General features: G+C 43.1%; 12 protein-coding genes. 7 read left to right on the plus strand and 5 right to left on the minus strand.

Annotated elements, in window-relative coordinates; all coding sequences use genetic code 11:
* Nucleotides 1–120: 120 nt before the first annotated feature.
* Complete coding sequence (gene lptD / locus AC19MX_RS05745) at nucleotides 121–2421, minus strand: LPS assembly protein LptD (protein ID WP_498296949.1); 2301 nt, start codon at nucleotides 2419–2421, stop codon at nucleotides 121–123.
* 143 nt (nucleotides 2422–2564) lie between these two features.
* Between lptD and AC19MX_RS05750 the strand changes: the two genes are divergently transcribed.
* The 4 genes from AC19MX_RS05750 to AC19MX_RS05765 all read left to right on the plus strand — a co-directional run bounded on the left by AC19MX_RS05750 (nucleotide 2565) and on the right by AC19MX_RS05765 (nucleotide 6105).
* The gene (locus AC19MX_RS05750; RefSeq protein ID WP_498296950.1) at nucleotides 2565–3605 is read left to right on the plus strand and encodes an aminoglycoside phosphotransferase family protein; all 1041 of its coding nucleotides are present in this window, start codon (nucleotides 2565–2567) and stop codon (nucleotides 3603–3605) included.
* Complete coding sequence (murU, locus tag AC19MX_RS05755) at nucleotides 3602–4282, plus strand: N-acetylmuramate alpha-1-phosphate uridylyltransferase MurU (RefSeq protein ID WP_498296952.1); 681 nt, start codon at nucleotides 3602–3604, stop codon at nucleotides 4280–4282. Before AC19MX_RS05750 ends, murU begins: the two co-directional genes overlap by 4 nt.
* A gap of 67 nt (nucleotides 4283–4349) precedes the next feature.
* Nucleotides 4350–5123 carry a co-chaperone DjlA gene (gene djlA, locus AC19MX_RS05760; RefSeq protein WP_432399414.1) on the plus strand — a complete coding sequence of 258 codons (774 nt, stop codon included), beginning with the start codon at nucleotides 4350–4352 and terminating at the stop codon, nucleotides 5121–5123.
* A 28-nt stretch (nucleotides 5124–5151) separates the two neighbouring features.
* The gene (locus tag AC19MX_RS05765; RefSeq protein WP_498296954.1) at nucleotides 5152–6105 is read left to right on the plus strand and encodes a D-2-hydroxyacid dehydrogenase; all 954 of its coding nucleotides are present in this window, start codon (nucleotides 5152–5154) and stop codon (nucleotides 6103–6105) included.
* A 171-nt stretch (nucleotides 6106–6276) separates the two neighbouring features.
* Here AC19MX_RS05765 and purT read toward each other — a convergent pair whose 3' ends face one another.
* The 3 genes from purT to AC19MX_RS05780 all read right to left on the minus strand — a co-directional run bounded on the left by purT (nucleotide 6277) and on the right by AC19MX_RS05780 (nucleotide 9836).
* Nucleotides 6277–7467 (minus strand): formate-dependent phosphoribosylglycinamide formyltransferase, encoded by a 1191-nt coding sequence (gene purT, locus AC19MX_RS05770; protein WP_498296956.1) that lies wholly within the window; start codon nucleotides 7465–7467, stop codon nucleotides 6277–6279.
* A 257-nt stretch (nucleotides 7468–7724) separates the two neighbouring features.
* Entirely contained in the window at nucleotides 7725–8357 is a 633-nt protein-coding gene (locus tag AC19MX_RS05775; RefSeq protein WP_498296958.1) for a peroxiredoxin-like family protein, read from the minus strand.
* Nucleotides 8358–8534: 177 nt separating this feature from the next.
* A complete protein-coding gene (locus tag AC19MX_RS05780) occupies nucleotides 8535–9836 on the minus strand; it encodes a DEAD/DEAH box helicase (RefSeq protein WP_432399410.1) in 1302 nt (433 codons plus the stop codon).
* Nucleotides 9837–10699: 863 nt separating this feature from the next.
* Between AC19MX_RS05780 and focA the strand changes: the two genes are divergently transcribed.
* Both focA and AC19MX_RS05790 read left to right on the plus strand, forming a co-directional pair.
* The gene (gene focA, locus AC19MX_RS05785) at nucleotides 10700–12325 is read left to right on the plus strand and encodes a formate transporter FocA (protein WP_498296959.1); all 1626 of its coding nucleotides are present in this window, start codon (nucleotides 10700–10702) and stop codon (nucleotides 12323–12325) included.
* Nucleotides 12326–12743: 418 nt separating this feature from the next.
* Nucleotides 12744–13574, plus strand: a complete 831-nt coding sequence (locus AC19MX_RS05790) for a hypothetical protein (RefSeq protein WP_498296961.1) — start codon at nucleotides 12744–12746, stop codon at nucleotides 13572–13574.
* A 140-nt stretch (nucleotides 13575–13714) separates the two neighbouring features.
* On the opposite strand, the gene AC19MX_RS05795 is transcribed toward AC19MX_RS05790, so the two are convergent.
* Nucleotides 13715–15502 (minus strand): aminopeptidase P family protein, encoded by a 1788-nt coding sequence (locus AC19MX_RS05795; protein WP_498296962.1) that lies wholly within the window; start codon nucleotides 15500–15502, stop codon nucleotides 13715–13717.
* Between the two features lie 231 nt (nucleotides 15503–15733).
* On the opposite strand from AC19MX_RS05795, the gene AC19MX_RS05800 reads away from it, so the two are divergent.
* The gene (locus AC19MX_RS05800; protein WP_498296964.1) at nucleotides 15734–16948 is read left to right on the plus strand and encodes a M24 family metallopeptidase; all 1215 of its coding nucleotides are present in this window, start codon (nucleotides 15734–15736) and stop codon (nucleotides 16946–16948) included.

The following is a 16948-nucleotide window of genomic DNA, read 5'->3' on the forward strand; positions in this document are numbered from 1 at the left end:
ATTCAATAAAACTGGCAATACATCGCCAAAATAAGGTTACTACTTCATACTCAACAGCATGTTTGTTGTTATTGGACTATGAGTTTATCGCTAGGTTCAGCAATCTATCACAAAAGATTACTAATTCCTCAAGTAAAGTGGCTTACGGTAGTTAAATAAGCCTTCGTTTAGCATGTCTGCGACGCCTAACGGACCAGCCCCCCCTAAGCCTTTAATGACAAAGTTTAGGTATACGCCACTTTCAAACTCTTCGCGTCCGTCAATGGTTTCTGATAAGTCATCATCGTAATTAGTGTTGATACGATAATGGTAACTTAAGCGAACAGCCCAGCAACATGATTCGTATTGTACACCAGTGTAGGTTTCAATATTACGAGATTCGTTGAGGTCGTAATAGTAGTTACCCACAAAATATAAGCTGTCTGTTAATGGCCAAGAAGTACGAACACCCGCCTGTGAAATATCCACCTGGTCATTGGTGTTGGTATTTAATAGGTCTGGCACAAAGCGGTAGCTTAACTGCAATAGTTTATCTTCACTTGGTCGATAATCTAAGGTGACCTCATTCTTTTTGTTATCGCCGGTTTCAGTATCATGCTGCACTGAACCGCTAATAAACCAATCATTATACAGTTGCGCATCTAATTCAGCGGCTAAAACAGATGTTGAGGGCGAGGTTTCTTCATAAGTATTATCCAGACTGACTTTAGATGATTCCAAATACATAATCTGGCCTACACTGAACTTCAATTTTTCGCGGTTACTTTGGTCAAACAAGCGTGTGGTAAAACCAAGTGTGAATTGGTTAGCGTCGGCAACGCGGTCTAAACCTGAGTATTGACGATCACGGAACAAACCATAGTAATCTTCTTGTAGTTCTGCGGTGTCGTAAATACCAATATTTGATTGATCTTCATAACCCACATAAAGATATTGGATTTGCGGTTCCAGCGTTTGACGGTATTGCTCATCAAACCATTGCGTGGCACGTTCAAAATTAACCTGGCCATGCAAGCGTGCCTGTGGAATGGTGCGGCTTACCGAATCATCTAAGGTTGAATCCTGGTCGAGGTTTTGCTGCCAATATTGGGTTTGCAGCATTTTTACTTCGCTGGTAAATGAACCCGCAGGCCCCTGAATTGGCCAAATTAAACTCGGTACTAGGTGCAAACGCGTGGCGGTATTATATTCGCTTTGCTGATGGCTAAAGTTGGTGAGTTCGGAATTAAACTTAAAATCGATAGCATCAAATATGTCGGCAGTACGATAGTTAAAGTTGAGCTGTGGCATCACTTGATAAGGTTTTTCATCTTCGCCAAGCACTTTAATGTCTTGTACTCGCATGTTGAAATCCCAATTGCGTTCAAAATAACTGGCTTCGCCAATACGCGATATTTGGTTGTCGGTTGACTGATTAACATCTGAGTTTAAATCGTTAAAGTAATTGTTATCTGATACATCGGTATAGTCTGATCTGACGCGCCAATTTTTGTTTATCGCGCCTTGATGACTCCAATGATACAAATAACGATCTTCATTTGAGGCTAATTTGTCATCGCTGCCTAAATACTCAACATTAAATTGTCCGTTTTGTTGCTCACCGGCAAGATAACGAAATTCAGTTTTGGTAAACAATCCACGTGATGACATCAAGTCTGGGGTAAAGGTTAAGTCGTATTCTGGTGCAATGTTCCAGTAATAAGGTGTGCTAATTTCGACACCGTTAGTGGTACTGGTGCTAAAGCTTGGAAATAAAAAGCCGGTTTTACGTTTATCAGATACAGGCACAGTCATATAAGGAATATACAGTACCGGCACATCGGCAATTCTTAACTTGGCATTCCAAATTTCACCCCATTCCTCTTTACTGTCAATTTTGATCATGTCTGCTTCAAGTAGCCACGATTCATCGCCAGGTGGGCAAGTGGTAAAGTTAGTTTTGGTTAGTAATAAATTGTTATCTGAAGTGATTTGTAACTTACTTGCCTCGCCGTGCACTTGCTGACCATGAAGCCAGTATTGTGCTTTTTGCAGCGTTGCGCTGTTCGTGCTCATTTGGGCTTCTAACGAATCAGCGGTAACGGTAAATAATTCATCTTTAAAGATTAAGTTACCGTTGGCGTTTAAGCGTTGATTTTTTTGGTCCAAAATAGCACTGTCGGCGGCAATATGACGTTGCCCCTGACTGAAGCTCACATCGCCAGTAAATTGCGCTTGGTTATTAAATGCTGCAGTAGAATAGTCGCTAATAATAACGATTTGATCGTCATCAATACCGGTTAACGCCGCTCTGTCTTCAAATGAACGAGAAACCGGAGGCGCAACAAAGCATTGCGTTATCGGCTCTTCAGTCGTTTCAGCTTCTTCAGCTAAAACAATATTGGGGAGTAGGCATAGTGCCAGAAAGTAACGGATCTGCATTGTTGTCAATAATTTATGAATTCTAATGTCGGAAAGTTTTGGAGAGAAAAAGATACTCAGCTAAATAAAACATTCCATTCTTTAGCTGTTTCCAAATGTTATGCTGGCTATAATAAAGCAATTTTTCGTGAAGAGCCATTGAGATGAGTTTAACTGACCCAAGATTTGTCGCCTTAAGCCACTGGTTAAACCAATATTTTGCCGACCAAGTTACTGCTAGCTTAATTTGCGGTGATGCCAGTTTTCGTCGTTATTTTCGCATTGAGCATTTAGGCAAACATTATATTGTCGCGGATTCGCCAATCGATTTAGTGCCCATAGCCCCCTTCGTCGCGATGGCAAAAGCGTATCAAACAGCAGGGTTATCGGTGCCTCAAGTGTTGGCAACCTGCAATGAACAAGGGTTTGTGTTACAAACTGACGTTGGTGAACAGCAGTTGTTATCTGTGCTTAATCCACACAATGTGGCCGACTATTACCAGCAAGCGCTCAATTTGTTGCCGACCATTGCCAGTGTGACTCACACAGTGCTTGGCCCCTTAACGGATTATAATGCAGAGTTTGTTCAACGCGAGTTGATGATATTTGTTGATTGGTTAGTTAATACGCACATAGATTACACATTAACAGACAATGAACAGCAAATGATTGCCAATACCTTTAAAGCATTGACACAAAGTGCGATGTCGCAACCTAAGGTGGGCATGCATCGCGACTATCACAGCCGTAATTTATTGCTCAATGAAAATGCACTTGCGGTGATTGATTTTCAAGATGCGGTACTTGGACCTATTACTTACGATGCGGTGTCATTATTGCGTGATTGCTATGTACGTTGGCCTGCAAAACAAGTGGATGAATTAATGCAGTACCATTTTCAGTTGATTAAGTCGCATCAACTTATCGACGATACAGTCGACTTTGCAACTTATCAGCAATGGTTTGATTTAATGGGAATACAACGTCACATAAAAGCGGCCGGCATTTTTGCACGCTTGTATCATCGTGATGGCAAACCCGGTTACTTGGCTGATATTCCGTTAACCTTGCAATATATTGTCGATATTGGTTCGCAATACCCAACAATTGCAGAATTTAGTGCCTGGGTGAATAGTGTTATCGTGCCAAGATTGTCGCAGTGTTCAGCGATTAACCTTGAAAATCAAGTTGAGCATAACGCATGAAAGCGATGATTTTGGCTGCGGGACGAGGCGAACGATTACGCCCATTAACAGATACATTGCCAAAACCCTTGGTGAGTGTGGCGGGCAAGCCCTTAATTGAGTATCACCTTGAAAAGCTTGCACTGTTAGGTGTGAAACAGGTGGTGATAAACCATGCCTGGTTAGGCCATAAGTTGCCAGAAATGCTTGGTGATGGCCAGCGCTGGGGTTTAGAGATTAGATATAGTGCTGAAACCGAAGCATTAGAAACAGCAGGCGGGATTAAACAGGCGCTTACCTTGCTCGGAAACGATCCATTTTTAGTGATTAATGGTGATGTGTTTATTGATCGCTTACCGGATTTTAGTACGGCATATGAGCAAGTCTCGCAAGGACATGTGGCAGCATTTTTGTGGCTAGTTGATAACCCGGAACATCATCCACAAGGCGACTTTGCGATTGAAGCAGATGCCAAGCTCAGCTTAACTGAAACAGGAAAACTGACTTTTTCAGGATTAGGCATTTATCATCCGCAGTTTTTTGAGGCTTTACCTGCGGGTAAACAGGCATTAGGCCCATTGCTTAAACAGGCGATTGCTCAGCAAACGATTGCAGGTGAATATTTTGATAGCTATTGGTGCGATGTCGGCACGTTAGCAAGGCTTGAGCAGCTGCAAAACAGATTACAGACTCAATAGAAGAGTGACTGATAACGTCAAAATACATGGCGTGTAGATTTAACCATTAAATACAGCGGAAGGTAAAATGCGCATTTGGGGTAAAGTTTTTGGGTTTATTATCGGCTTTATGTTCGGCCGTTTTTTTGGTGCATTTTTAGGACTGTGGCTTGGGCATGCATACGATAAACGCCAAGGTTTGTCGTCATTAATGCGCAAAGGCAGCGAACGTCAGGCGATGTTTTTTAATGCGACATTTGCGGTAATGGGGCATGTGGCCAAAGCGTCTGGTCGCGTGACCGAAAATGATATTCGTATTGCGACCATGCTTATGGACCAGCTAAAATTATCTGGTCAATCGCGTATTGATGCCCAAGAAGCGTTTAGGCAAGGGCGACAAGCTGACTTTGATTTACCTAAGCAGTTAGAACAATTTCGTCATGTGATTCAGGGGCGCGCCGAATTAGCGCAAATGTTTTTGGAGATCCAAATCCAAACGGCATTGTCTGACGGTGAATTGCACACAAACGAGAAACAAATTCTATCGGTTATCGCCAATAAGTTGGGGATGGCATCGCAACTAGATGCGATGCTGGCTCGTTGGCAAGCTGAGTTTAGCCATCATCAATCGCCACAGGGCAATAAAATGCCACTGACCGACGCTTATGTCATGTTAGGTATATCTGAGTCGGCAAGCGACCAAGAGATTAAACGCTCTTATCGTAAATTAATGAATGAGCATCACCCAGATAAGCTTGTGGCCAAAGGCTTACCTGAAGAAATGATGGCCTTAGCCAAAACCAAAGCGCAAGATATTCAAGCCGCTTATGAGCGCATTAAAACATCGCGTTCAATGCGTTAATATTTTACCTAAAGGATTGAGGTTGTTTATGAAAATAGTGGTACTCGACGGTTATACGCTTAATCCTGGTGATCTAGATTGGCAAGCATTACACACTTTGGGTGAGTGTGACATTTACGATCATACCCTAGCTGATGAGGTTGTTAACCGCTGTCAGGGTGCACAGATTGTATTAACCAACAAAACCGTACTTAATGCGCAAACGCTCAGCCAATTAGGGCAACTGCGTTATATTGGTGTATTGGCAACAGGCACGAATGTTGTTGATATTCATAGTGCAAGTCAGCATCAAATTACCGTAACCAATATTCCCGCCTACGGCCCTGATGCCGTAGCACAAATGGTGTTTGCCCATATTCTGCATCATCACCAACAAGTGGCATTACATGACCAAGCTGTAAAAGCGGGGCAGTGGAGTGCCAGTCGAGATTTTTGTTTTACCTTAAGTCCATTAACCTCATTGAAAGGGTTAACGTTAGGCGTGGTCGGTTATGGCGATATTGGCCAACAAGTGGCTAACTTAGGTGTCGCTTTTGGAATGAAGGTGTTGATCACCAGTGCCAAGCCTAAAACGGGCCTACCTGAGACGATTCAATGGTGTGAACGCGATACCTTACTTGCACAAGCTGACATTATTTCGCTTCATTGCCCGCTCAGCTCTGCCACCCAATACATGATAAACAGAGATAGTTTAGGGCTACTTAAGCCGGGGTGCTTGTTAGTCAATACCGCCCGCGGCGATTTAATTAATGAAACCGATTTAGCGCATTGGCTTAATCAAAATAACGGCTTTGCCGCGGTTGATGTGTTATCCACTGAGCCGCCAAGCCCAGAGAATCCGTTGTTAAGTGCTGCCAATATTACCATTACGCCGCACATCGCCTGGGCAACCTTGCAAGCAAGGCAAAACCTGCTCAATATTGCGGTTAATAATGTGAAGCAGTTTCAGCAGGGAAAAGTGGTTAATTGCGTAAACGGTTAAAAGAAGTTTGATGAAAAACTTACTAGAAAGCCGCAATGATTTGCGGCTTTCTTTTGGGTTTAGCTCGAGGCTCTCTTCCCGCTAAAGGCTATTCTCCTGCTAAAAGCTTCCAACCTTGCTCAGAACTATCTTCCCAGCTCAAGGCTTTTGATTCGCTCAACGCTGTGCAAATTAAAACAATACCTTGATGTGGCTGGCGACTGTTTTGGCTTTCTCTATGGCGCTTTCTACCGAGGTGTCACGCGCTAATGCAACGCCTAGGCGGCGACGGCCATCGATATCCGGTTTACCAAATAAACGTAATTGAGTATCGGCAGGCGCTAACGCTTGTGCCATGCCTTGATAGCGAATATTGGTCGAGGTTCCTTCGGCTAAAATCACCGCCGAGGCGCTTGGGCCATGCTGAACGATATTGCTGATAGGCAGGCCTAATATGGCGCGGACGTGCAAAGCAAATTCGGACAAGTCTTGGCTAATGAGCGTCACTAAACCGGTATCATGAGGTCTTGGCGATACTTCTGAAAAATACACCTCATCACCTTTTACAAACAACTCAACGCCAAATAAACCATAGCCGCCTAATGCTTCAACCACTTTTTTACTGACGGCTTGAGCTTTTTGCAAAACAACATCCGCCATCACCTGCGGCTGCCATGATTCACGGTAGTCACCATCTTCTTGTCTGTGGCCAATCGGATCGCAAAAATGAATGCCATTGACTGCGCTAATGGTGAGTAAGGTGATTTCATAATCAAAGGGAATAAAGGCTTCTACAATCACTCGTCCTTGACCTGCTCGGCCACCTTCTTGTGCATAAGCCCAGGCTTTGGCGATAGTGTCGCTAGACTTAATCACACTTTGGCCTTTGCCCGATGAGCTCATGACCGGCTTTACAACACAGGGAATGCCTATCTTTGCTATCGCTTGTTCAAACTCAGCCTGGGTATCGCAAAAGAAATACTTTGATGTAGGCAGTGCTAGGGTTTCAGCGGCTAATCGGCGAATACCTTCACGGTCCATGGTTAATTTGGCTGCATTTGCTGTTGGCACCACATGCAAGCCTTGTTGTTCTAGCTCAACCAGTGTTTGGGTTGCGATAGCTTCAATCTCAGGAATAACCAAATCTGGCTTTTCTAAATCGATAATGGCTTTGAGCGCCTGAGCATCAAGCATATTTATGACATGAAAACGATGTGCAATTTGCATTGCTGGGGCGTTTGGATAGCGATCGACACCAATTACTTCAATACCGTAAAGTTGCAATTCAATCGCGACTTCTTTGCCAAGCTCACCGCAACCTAACAGCATGGCTTTAATGGTACCTGGGGTATTTGCTGTACCGAATGTAGTAGGAATGGACATGATCATTTACAGCCTTTGTAGAGTGATATTTTTATATGGCGAACAGTGTAACGAGATGCACGATTAAAAATCCAATACAAAAATCAAAAAATCGCTATTTTATTACTCTTTTGGTCACATTTTGTGATGGAAGATTGTGTTTTATAGGGATAAGTGGCTTGAAAAAACTCGGTGCGAGTGAGTTAACAAAGGGAGATAATAATAAGCCAGCAATGCTAGTGCTGGCTTATTATTGAGACTAAATTATTGCGTGCAGCTTATTTAGCCAAAAGACCCGCAGCGGCCAAAATAAGCTCAGGAGCTGGGCGCACTTTGTAGTTTGGGTTAACATATTGAAAATGAATTAAGCCATTCTTATCCGCCAGATAAACTGCAGGTACAGGAAGCACCAGGCGTTTTTCACCCTCAGGTGTGGTGAATAAATCGTTGGTCACCGCAAGGCTCGCAGTATACTTTTTGGTAATATCGGCACTGGTGTAATAGGCTAACCCAAAGGCTTGTGATGCCGCCATAGACGTGTCTGATAACAATAAGTAATCGAGTTTTTGATCGGTTAATGACGCGCGCATTTTTTCAGGGGTGTCGGGCGAAATCCCCACTAACTGAAATCCCATTTCAATCAGTTTAGGTTCAATGGCTTTTAATTGGCCCATTTGTGAATTACAAAATGGACACCAACCTCCACGATAAAAGAAGAATATAGTCGGCTTTTGTGCCACCAGCTTATTGAGTTCAACCGCTTTACCATCAACATCTTGTAGCGTTATGGCTGGGATCTGGTGGCCATTGAGAAGTGGCATCACATTGTTTTCGTCACTGGCAATCGGTTTCGCGATACTGGAAAAACTGGTTAACACTAATGTTGAAGCAATTAGCAGGGTTTTTAACATGATAAGTCCTTGTGTGGTGTTGTCCTGAAGTACTCAAAATCACAGCAGTACATATAAGTTACAAAAGCAGACCCGCAAATAACAGTAATAATTTCATTCAAAAGCAAAAAAGACGCCGAAGCGTCTTTTTGTTTGCCGACCCTTAACAGCGGGTTGGTCAAATATATTGAGTCGAGGTTACTTAATCTTTTTGTATTTTACAGCGCTGCTGGTTTTGCCCACTTTAACACGACGACCGTCCATGTTTTTCTCAGCAATCATCTGTGCGCCAACGTTGTCGCTACGTTGTTGCTTTTTGGCAAAGCTACGACGCTTTTCAATTTGCTTAAGCAACATTTCACGGCTGCCCACTTCATATCCTGGCACTGTCACGCGGCGAATAGATTGACCGATTAATTTTTCAATATCAGCTAACGTGCGTTCTTCTTCACGGCTGACAAACGAGATAGCCACACCGGTTTTACCTGCACGGCCAGTACGGCCAATACGGTGAACATAATCTTCGGCCAAGAAAGGTAAGTCATAGTTAACCACGTATTCAAGGTTTTGAATATCAAGACCACGAGCAGCAACTTCAGTGGCAACCAATACACGAATTTTACCTTCAACAAACTCACGTAATGCACGGCGACGGCTACCTTGGGCTTTTTCGCCGTGCACTACACCAGACGGAATACCGTCTAGGTTTAATTCTTTTACTAACTTGTCTGCGGCGTCACGCGTGGCAGTAAAGACTAATACTTGGCGCCAGTTTTTAGTGCCAATCAGCTCAGACAATAATTCACGCTTACGACGTTGCTCAACCGGATAAATTACCTGGCTAACCGTTGCTGCAGTGGTGTTTTGTTTATCAACGGTAATCACTTTAGGCTTATCTAGCATGTCGTTCGCAAGCTTTTTCACTTCAGTTGAGAAGGTGGCCGAGAACAACATATTTTGGCGTTTTTTGTTTACCGCTTGCAGAATTTTTTTAATATCGGCGCTAAAGCCCATATCTAACATACGGTCTGCTTCATCAAGCACTAAAAAGTCAACATTCGACAGACTTAAGTTACAGGCTGTGATGTGCTCAAGTAATCTGCCTGGTGTCGCAACAATCACGTCAGCGCCACGTTTAAGCTTTTGTGCTTGCGTGTCGACTTTAACGCCACCATAAATAGTCAATACGGTTAAATTTAGGTGTTTACTGTAGGCGCTAATATTGTCAGCTACCTGAGCGGCAAGCTCGCGAGTGGGCGTCAGAATTAACGTACGCGTATTCGACGGCATTGTCTCTCTTGGGTTTTCGCACATTCTTTGCAATATGGGTAATGCAAACGCTGCGGTTTTACCGGTACCTGTTTGCGCGCTGGCTAATACATCTTCACCACGACGAATAGCCGGGATCGCTTGTTGTTGAACTGGCGTCATAGATTGATAACCGCACTCAGCGATCGCGCGTAATATTTCTGGGGCGAAGCTAAAAGATTCGAATTTCATGGTGCGGTTCCTGTATGTACATCAAAACAAAGCGATTTAGTTGTATTAAGCGTATCTGCTACACAAGTTCAATCTAGATAATTTGGGCCGTTAGCCTTACTAAATGGCTAAATTCATGCTTAACAGTGTTGTTAACTTCTTAGGATAGTTGAAAAACGTTAAGCTTGAGTGGGATACCCAATTTGGGCGCCATCGATAAGCGGCCGCGGAGTATAACAAACTTTTGTTTAAATCCTGAACTTTATCTGTGTTTAAGCTTAAGATTTTTTGTTTGTTATCGTGCTAAACAAACGGCTCAAGTATTTGGTTGTGTTCCTATTGTGCAGCGCGCATTTATTCAGGTTATTTACTCGCACCTTCTGCCATTTTTTGTCTGGTATCACGTGCTGATGAAATCGTTTTTACTAGCCAACTGCGTTTGTTAGCCCCATCTCGTTTTAACGATACCCATGAAAACTTATCGGGTTAACTTTGTTGATATTTTTTACCTGAAAAATTGATACTCGGTATCAAGTTTACTTTTTGGCGTGCAGCCTGAGTTTCTATGGTGCTTTGATTTCAAACTTGCGCAGTTTACGGCATCAATATTGACCGACTTTGTTCAATCGAGCTCAGCTTATATTGGCTGCTTGGTCGTTAACAACACCCACCAAACCCTCATCACATCAGGTGTAAATGCTCTTTTTCTAATATTTATGAGTATCAATATTATTGATAGCTAACCTAAAAAAGACTCAATATTATTTTAAATTTTCTGAGGTATTCTTGATGTGTACTTAAAACAAATTCAAGGAGTTACCCATGTATATTGCCTATGTTAATTCATCTCTCAATGGAATCCGTATTACCTTGCGGAAGACATTATGATAGGGCTTCATTCCCAAGAGGTTGCTCATCAGCAACGTCATGGTCGGCAGATAAATCATCTTGCTGTGGTTGAAAAGCCTGCACCAATGAGCCCTTTTGAAAAAGCGGCAGATTACGGACACGCTAAAGTGATTAAAGACGTTGCACAATCATTTGGTTTGTCGGTATTTGCAGGGGCATTCATCGCACTCGCATTTGTGTTTTATCTCACTGTCACTACTGGTTCGGCTCAAAGTTCTTGGGGCTTAGTTCGATTCAGTGGCGGAGTCGCGTTTAGTTTAGGGTTAATTCTTGTGGTGGTGCTTGGCGGCGAACTCTTTACCAGTACGGTATTAAGCGCCATAGCCTGGGCGCAAAAAAGAGTGACGACTAAGCAGTTGCTCAATTGCTGGATGCGGGTTTATCTCGGCAATTTATGTGGCGCCATGTTGATACTGCTATTGGTGATGATGTCGAAAATGTATGGCTTAGATGGTAATGAGTGGGGCCTAAATGCACTGCATGTTGCTCAACATAAAATTCATCATGATTGGAGCCAGGCTTTTGCTTTAGGTACCTTGTGTAACTTACTTGTTTGCTTGGGTGTTTGGATGACCTTTAGCAGCAAAGATGCGCTGGCTAAATCGTTATTGCTGATATTGCCGGTGGCGATGTTTGTCTCTAGTGGCTTTGAGCACAGTATTGCCAACTTGTTTATGGTGCCACTGGGTATTGCCATTCAACACTTTGCTGGCAATGAATATTTCATCGCTTTAGGTGTTGCCCCACAACTATTTGCAGACTTAACCATCAGTAACTTTGTGCTTCATAACCTGATCCCTGTGACATTAGGCAACATTTTGGGTGGCGCGGTATTTGTCGGTCTAGGTTATTACTGGATAGATAATAAAGGCGTTAAAGCTCTTAACAATGCGCCATCGTTACACATTAGCCCTTTTAGCGACACTCATGTTGACACTCATCAACATATTCACACATCCGAACTCCAGCAAAATTTGTCGGTGTCAGAATCGATTCAACAAAACGACGTTTCTGCACACATTCAACATCAACCTAATAAAGAGTATTTAGCCATGAAAAATAAAATCCAAAAACTTATCGTGAGTGAACTAATGGACAGCAAACCCACTACGCTTTCAATCGATATGACTCTTTATCAGGCGCTTATATTACTCGCGAATGATAATGTGCGTAGCGCTCCAGTAGTAGACAGTGAGCAGCAACTATTAGGTTTTGTGTCTGAGCAAGATCTTATGCGATCACTGTGGTCTGAAGAGTTTTCTGCAACATTACCTATTTCAGTCAAAGACATTATGCAAACCAAGATGCTGACTGTTTCACCTACTGAAAATGTCGCGCAATTATTAGAGTTTATGGTGGTAGACAAGAAGAAACTATTCCCAGTAACCGATTCTGGTATGTACATCAGTGGTGGATATCAGAGTTATGAAGAGCGTTTACGTGATGCTTCAGCGGCAGTGCCGAGTGTGTATCCCGTGGTTGAAAATGGCCGATTATGTGGCGTCATTCGTCGTGAAGCACTGTTAACCATGTTTGCTAAATATTATTGTCCAAAGTATGACGGCAAAAGTCATCCTGTAGAGCAGCAAGCAGTCGCGTAATGTGCTATTAAACATACGCTGAGCTTAATAAACCTCAACTCGGATTTTTCTGAGTTGAGGTTTATTGTTATCGCACGACAAATATTTGTTAACTATGATCTGTTACAGGGCATTGCTTTGCATTAATAGGTGCTCTATAAGATTAAGCGTGCATTGTCTGTGCATTCCTTCACAGCTTCCGTTATCATTGATTGATATTTATACAGCGCCAGCCTATGCTTAAAAATATATGCTCAAGGTGTCTGATTTTTATTAACTTATTTTGATTTTTTTAGGTTCAATGAACTGACATCCTTTCGATTTTTCACCTTCCACGAGTTAATCTATGAATGTTGTTTTGCGATTTAACATAGTATTAAGCTTGCTATTATTAGCGGGCATCGTGGTGAGTCCAACCTGCCAATCTAATGATCGATTTATGATCAATCGTTCTGAATCCGAATTGGATAGTCGATATCAGTACACTTATGAATTGCTAGCCTTGGTAATACAAGCCACTACTGCCGATTTTGGTGAGGGCAGCTTGCTGGTGACCGATATGCACATGAGTCGAAATCGTATTTTTAGGTCATTAAAAGAAGGTGACGGCATTAATGTGATTGCTGAAGCATCCAAACAGAACTGGAATGAAGAACTTATTCCGATAAAAATCCCTATTCGGAAAGGTATTCAAGGTTTCAGGGTGTTTATTATTAAGCAAGAAAATGCCTCTCTGCTGGCTAATATCACCACCTTAGCTCAGCTAACTTCTCTTAAAACAGGCTCTGGCAGTCAATGGTCTACTAAAGTGGCTATGCAACAAGCAGGCTTTGAGGTAGTTGAAAGTACGCTTTACGAAAATTTGTTTAACATGCTATCTAAAGGACGTTTTGTTACATTTGGACGTGGCGTTAATGAGGTTTTTCAGGAAGTTTCACAGTTTAGCCAGCAGTATCCCGAGTTGATTGTCGATGAACACCTTATGCTGCATATCCCATTAGTGACTTACTACTACGTTTCGCCCAATCAACCACGACTCGCGAAACGAATTGAAGTTGGCTTGCAACGAATCATCGAAAATGGTCAATTTGATCAATTCTTTTATCAACGTCATTGTGAGTATTTACTTAAGGCCAAATTGAATAATAGGGTGATTTTTAAAATCGAGAATCCCTATATTGCAGAAACTGAAATCATCTCTTTAGTAGGTAAACACTTTTTACTTAACCCCAAAGATGATTTTGATACCTTGTGCCAACAATATCGTTAAATCCGATTTGTAATCGGTAGCCCATTTCCCTCTGTAAACTGATTTGTGCTCAAATAAAAATTAAACAATAGAGTTTACAAAAAAAGGCTTAGTGTGATCTTCTCACCTAAGCCTTTTTTACGTCTATTGAATGCTAGCGCTTAAATAGCCACTGTCACTTTATTTAACCAGGCTAGCTCGTCGCCTTGCATTAATGGTGCAAGGGTTTGACGCACTTTTTGTTGGTATTGATTAAACCAATTCACTTCAAAATCAGTTAATAATGATTTGTCGATTAAGCGGGCATCCATTGGGATGTGAGTTAATGCATCAAACTCATACATTTCACGTTCAGCGCCTTGCAGTGCCTGGCAATGCTGCACAGTGACTAAGTTTTCGATACGAATACCAAAACCGTCGGCGCGATAATAACCTGGCTCATTCGACAACACCATGCCAGGCAATAAGGCGACGCCATTGACGTTTTTACCAATACGCTGCGGGCCTTCATGTACACTCAAAAAGTGGCCAACGCCATGACCGGTTCCGTGGTCATAATCAAAACCGTGTTGCCATAAATATTGACGAGCAAATGCATCGAGCTGCACACCAGAAGTGCCCTTAGGAAAGCGCGCAGTATCTAACGCAATATGACCTTTTAATACTAGCGTCACCATTTTTTTCTGCTCGTCAGTCACTTTGCCAATGGCGATAGTGCGGGTCACATCGGTCGTACCATCGATATACTGTGCGCCAGAGTCAACCAAATAAATACTGTCCATGGTCATGGTGCTTGGGGTGCCATTATTGTGGTTGTAATGACACATGGCTGCGTTGGCACCCGTAGCCGAAATAGTGTCAAAACTTGGTTCGCGGTACAGTGGGTCTTGTAATCTAAAACTCTCTAATTTGTCTGCCAATTGCGCTTCATCGTGCATGATTTTCTGCTCAACTTGGTTGTCTAACCAGGCTAAAAAGCGGCTCACGGCAACACCATCACGGATATGACAGGCGCGCATACCCGCAAGTTCAGCGTTATTTTTTTGCGCCTTCGGTAAGGCGACAGGATCGGTACCAACAATCAGCTTAGCACCACTTTTTTGTGCCAGTAATTGTGAGTATGCATTGGCTGAATGCGGGTCGGCTAATAACTTAACGCCTTCCATTTTAGCTAAAACAGTGGCAAGTTCAGCTTCATCTTTAAAGCTCACGCCAGCGCCTACATGCTCAGTTACGTTTTGCGGTACTTTGGTTAAATCGGTAAAAAAGGTCATATCGCCATTGGCCGATAATAAACCGCAGCCCAGTATGACGGGGAAGCGTGGCACGTCATTACCGCGAATATTCAACAACCAGCAACACGAATCTAATGCCGCGATAAGTGCCACGTCAGCACCTTGCTTTTTAACTAAGGCCCCAATTTGTTGGCGTTTCTCAACGCTATTGCGCCCAGCACCCTCATGGCTAAATAAGGTCATCGTGGATGCCGACAATGCAGGGCGGTCTAACCAACTCACATCAATCGGATTGTCATTTACTTCAACCAGATTAATTTGGGCTTTATCAAACAGCGCCTTAGCCTGTTGATACCAGGCAAGAGTGTGCAAGCGGCTGTCGATACCGACGCTAGCGCCAGCGGGTAATGTATCAATTAGCCAGTCAATTTGCGGGTCGTCATACAGGCTTAAATATTCAAATAAACTGCCATCGACTTGTTGGCGAACCTGCACAGTGTAACGCCCGTCGGTAAAAATAGCCGCGCGATCTTTTAATACAATCGCCATACCAGCAGAACCGGTAAAGCCAGTAGCCCAATGTAAACGCTCATTACGCGCAGGCACGTATTCACCTAAGTATTCATCGGCACGGGGAATGATAAAGGCATCGATATGGTTCACTTCAAGTTGTTGGCGAATGGCATTGAGGCGCGTAGCAATAATATTGGACATGGTTTCTCCGTTGGAGGCGACTGATGGACTCAGCTCTGTAAATGAAGTGCAATTATCGCAAGGGCACCACAAGCCTTGCAAGCGAAGTCGCTAAGATAAGGCAAGCTAAAATTGTAAACTTATATTGTAAACAGATATTGTATGCATGGTAACAATGACAAACAGACGGTATTCTAGCCCAGAGTAAATGCTTTATTTAAACGTAATAATAACAATAATAAAGGAAATGTTATGACAATCGGTGTTGGTGGCGTAAGCCCACAGCAAGCGTTAGCTAAATTAACCCACATGGCTGACGGCGTGGCAGCAATAAGCGATGATGAATTTCATCTGCGTATTTTGCGCGCACAACAGTTAATGGCGCAACATGGTTTAGATGCCATTTATGTTAATGCGGGCACGAACTTGTACTATTTTAGTGGCACGCGTTGGTTTTCAAGTGAGCGCATGGTGGGCGCGATTATTCCTGCCGTGGGTCATATTGAGTATATTGCCCCAGCATTTGAACTTGATACCTTGCAAGGGTATATGGCCATTAAAGGCCAAGTAAACACCTGGCACGAAGACCAAAGCCCTTATCAATTATTTGCCGATGTGCTCAACAATATGGGGTTAACCCAAGCCAAAATCGGCATTGATGAATCGACGCCCTTTTTTATTAGCGACGGCATCACTCAAGCTGCACCTCAACATCGGTTTGTGAGTGCAACAACCGTAACCGCGGGTTGTCGTATGATTAAGTCAGTTGCCGAAATCGCCTTAATGCAACGCGCTAAAGACATGACGCTTGAGGTGCATAAAGCGGCAGCGAGTATATTACGTGAAGGCATCACTACAGCAGAGGTTGAAGATTTTATCGATCAGGCTCATTACGCTGTTGGCGCAGCGAAAGGCTCGTATTTTTGTATTGTACTGTTTGGCGAAGATACCGCCTATCCGCATGGGGTTAAGTCGCCAAAATCATTAACACTTAACGACACGGTGTTGATTGATACTGGCTGTCAGTTACACGGTTATAACTCAGATATTACCCGTACCTACGTATTTGGTGAACCTAATGAGCGTCAACGCCAGTTATGGCAATTAGAGCAAAATGCACAAATTGCAGCATTTGATGCCGCGCAAATAGGCACGCCATGTTGTGATGTTGATGTTGCAGCGCGCAAGGTATTAGAAGCTGCAGGCTTTGGCCCAGGTTACCAGGTGCCAGGCTTACCGCATCGCACAGGTCATGGTATAGGGTTAGACATTCATGAATGGCCGTATTTAGTCGGTAATGACTCAACGTTACTTGCCAGTGGTATGTGTTTTAGTAATGAGCCTATGTTATGCGTTCCGGGTGAGTTTGGTATTCGTCATGAAGATCATTTCTACATGACGGCTCAAGGGCCTAAATGGTTTACCCAACCAGCCAAATCGATTGATGATCCATTTTACTTAGGTTAA

Source organism: Shewanella sp. MF05956 (assembly GCF_059758055.1).

Coding starts and splice junctions, on each gene's coding strand:
- AC19MX_RS05750 (WP_498296950.1), top strand. CDS start 2,565: ATGAGTTTAACTGACCCAAGATTTGTCGCCTTAAGCCACTGGTTAAAC.
- AC19MX_RS05790 (WP_498296961.1), top strand. CDS start 12,744: ATGATCAATCGTTCTGAATCCGAATTGGATAGTCGATATCAGTACACT.
- AC19MX_RS05795 (WP_498296962.1), bottom strand. CDS start 15,502: ATGTCCAATATTATTGCTACGCGCCTCAATGCCATTCGCCAACAACTT.
- lptD (WP_498296949.1), bottom strand. CDS start 2,421: ATGCAGATCCGTTACTTTCTGGCACTATGCCTACTCCCCAATATTGTT.
- purT (WP_498296956.1), bottom strand. CDS start 7,467: ATGTCCATTCCTACTACATTCGGTACAGCAAATACCCCAGGTACCATT.
- AC19MX_RS05780 (WP_432399410.1), bottom strand. CDS start 9,836: ATGAAATTCGAATCTTTTAGCTTCGCCCCAGAAATATTACGCGCGATC.
- djlA (WP_432399414.1), top strand. CDS start 4,350: ATGCGCATTTGGGGTAAAGTTTTTGGGTTTATTATCGGCTTTATGTTC.
- AC19MX_RS05765 (WP_498296954.1), top strand. CDS start 5,152: ATGAAAATAGTGGTACTCGACGGTTATACGCTTAATCCTGGTGATCTA.
- focA (WP_498296959.1), top strand. CDS start 10,700: ATGATAGGGCTTCATTCCCAAGAGGTTGCTCATCAGCAACGTCATGGT.
- AC19MX_RS05775 (WP_498296958.1), bottom strand. CDS start 8,357: ATGTTAAAAACCCTGCTAATTGCTTCAACATTAGTGTTAACCAGTTTT.
- murU (WP_498296952.1), top strand. CDS start 3,602: ATGAAAGCGATGATTTTGGCTGCGGGACGAGGCGAACGATTACGCCCA.
- AC19MX_RS05800 (WP_498296964.1), top strand. CDS start 15,734: ATGACAATCGGTGTTGGTGGCGTAAGCCCACAGCAAGCGTTAGCTAAA.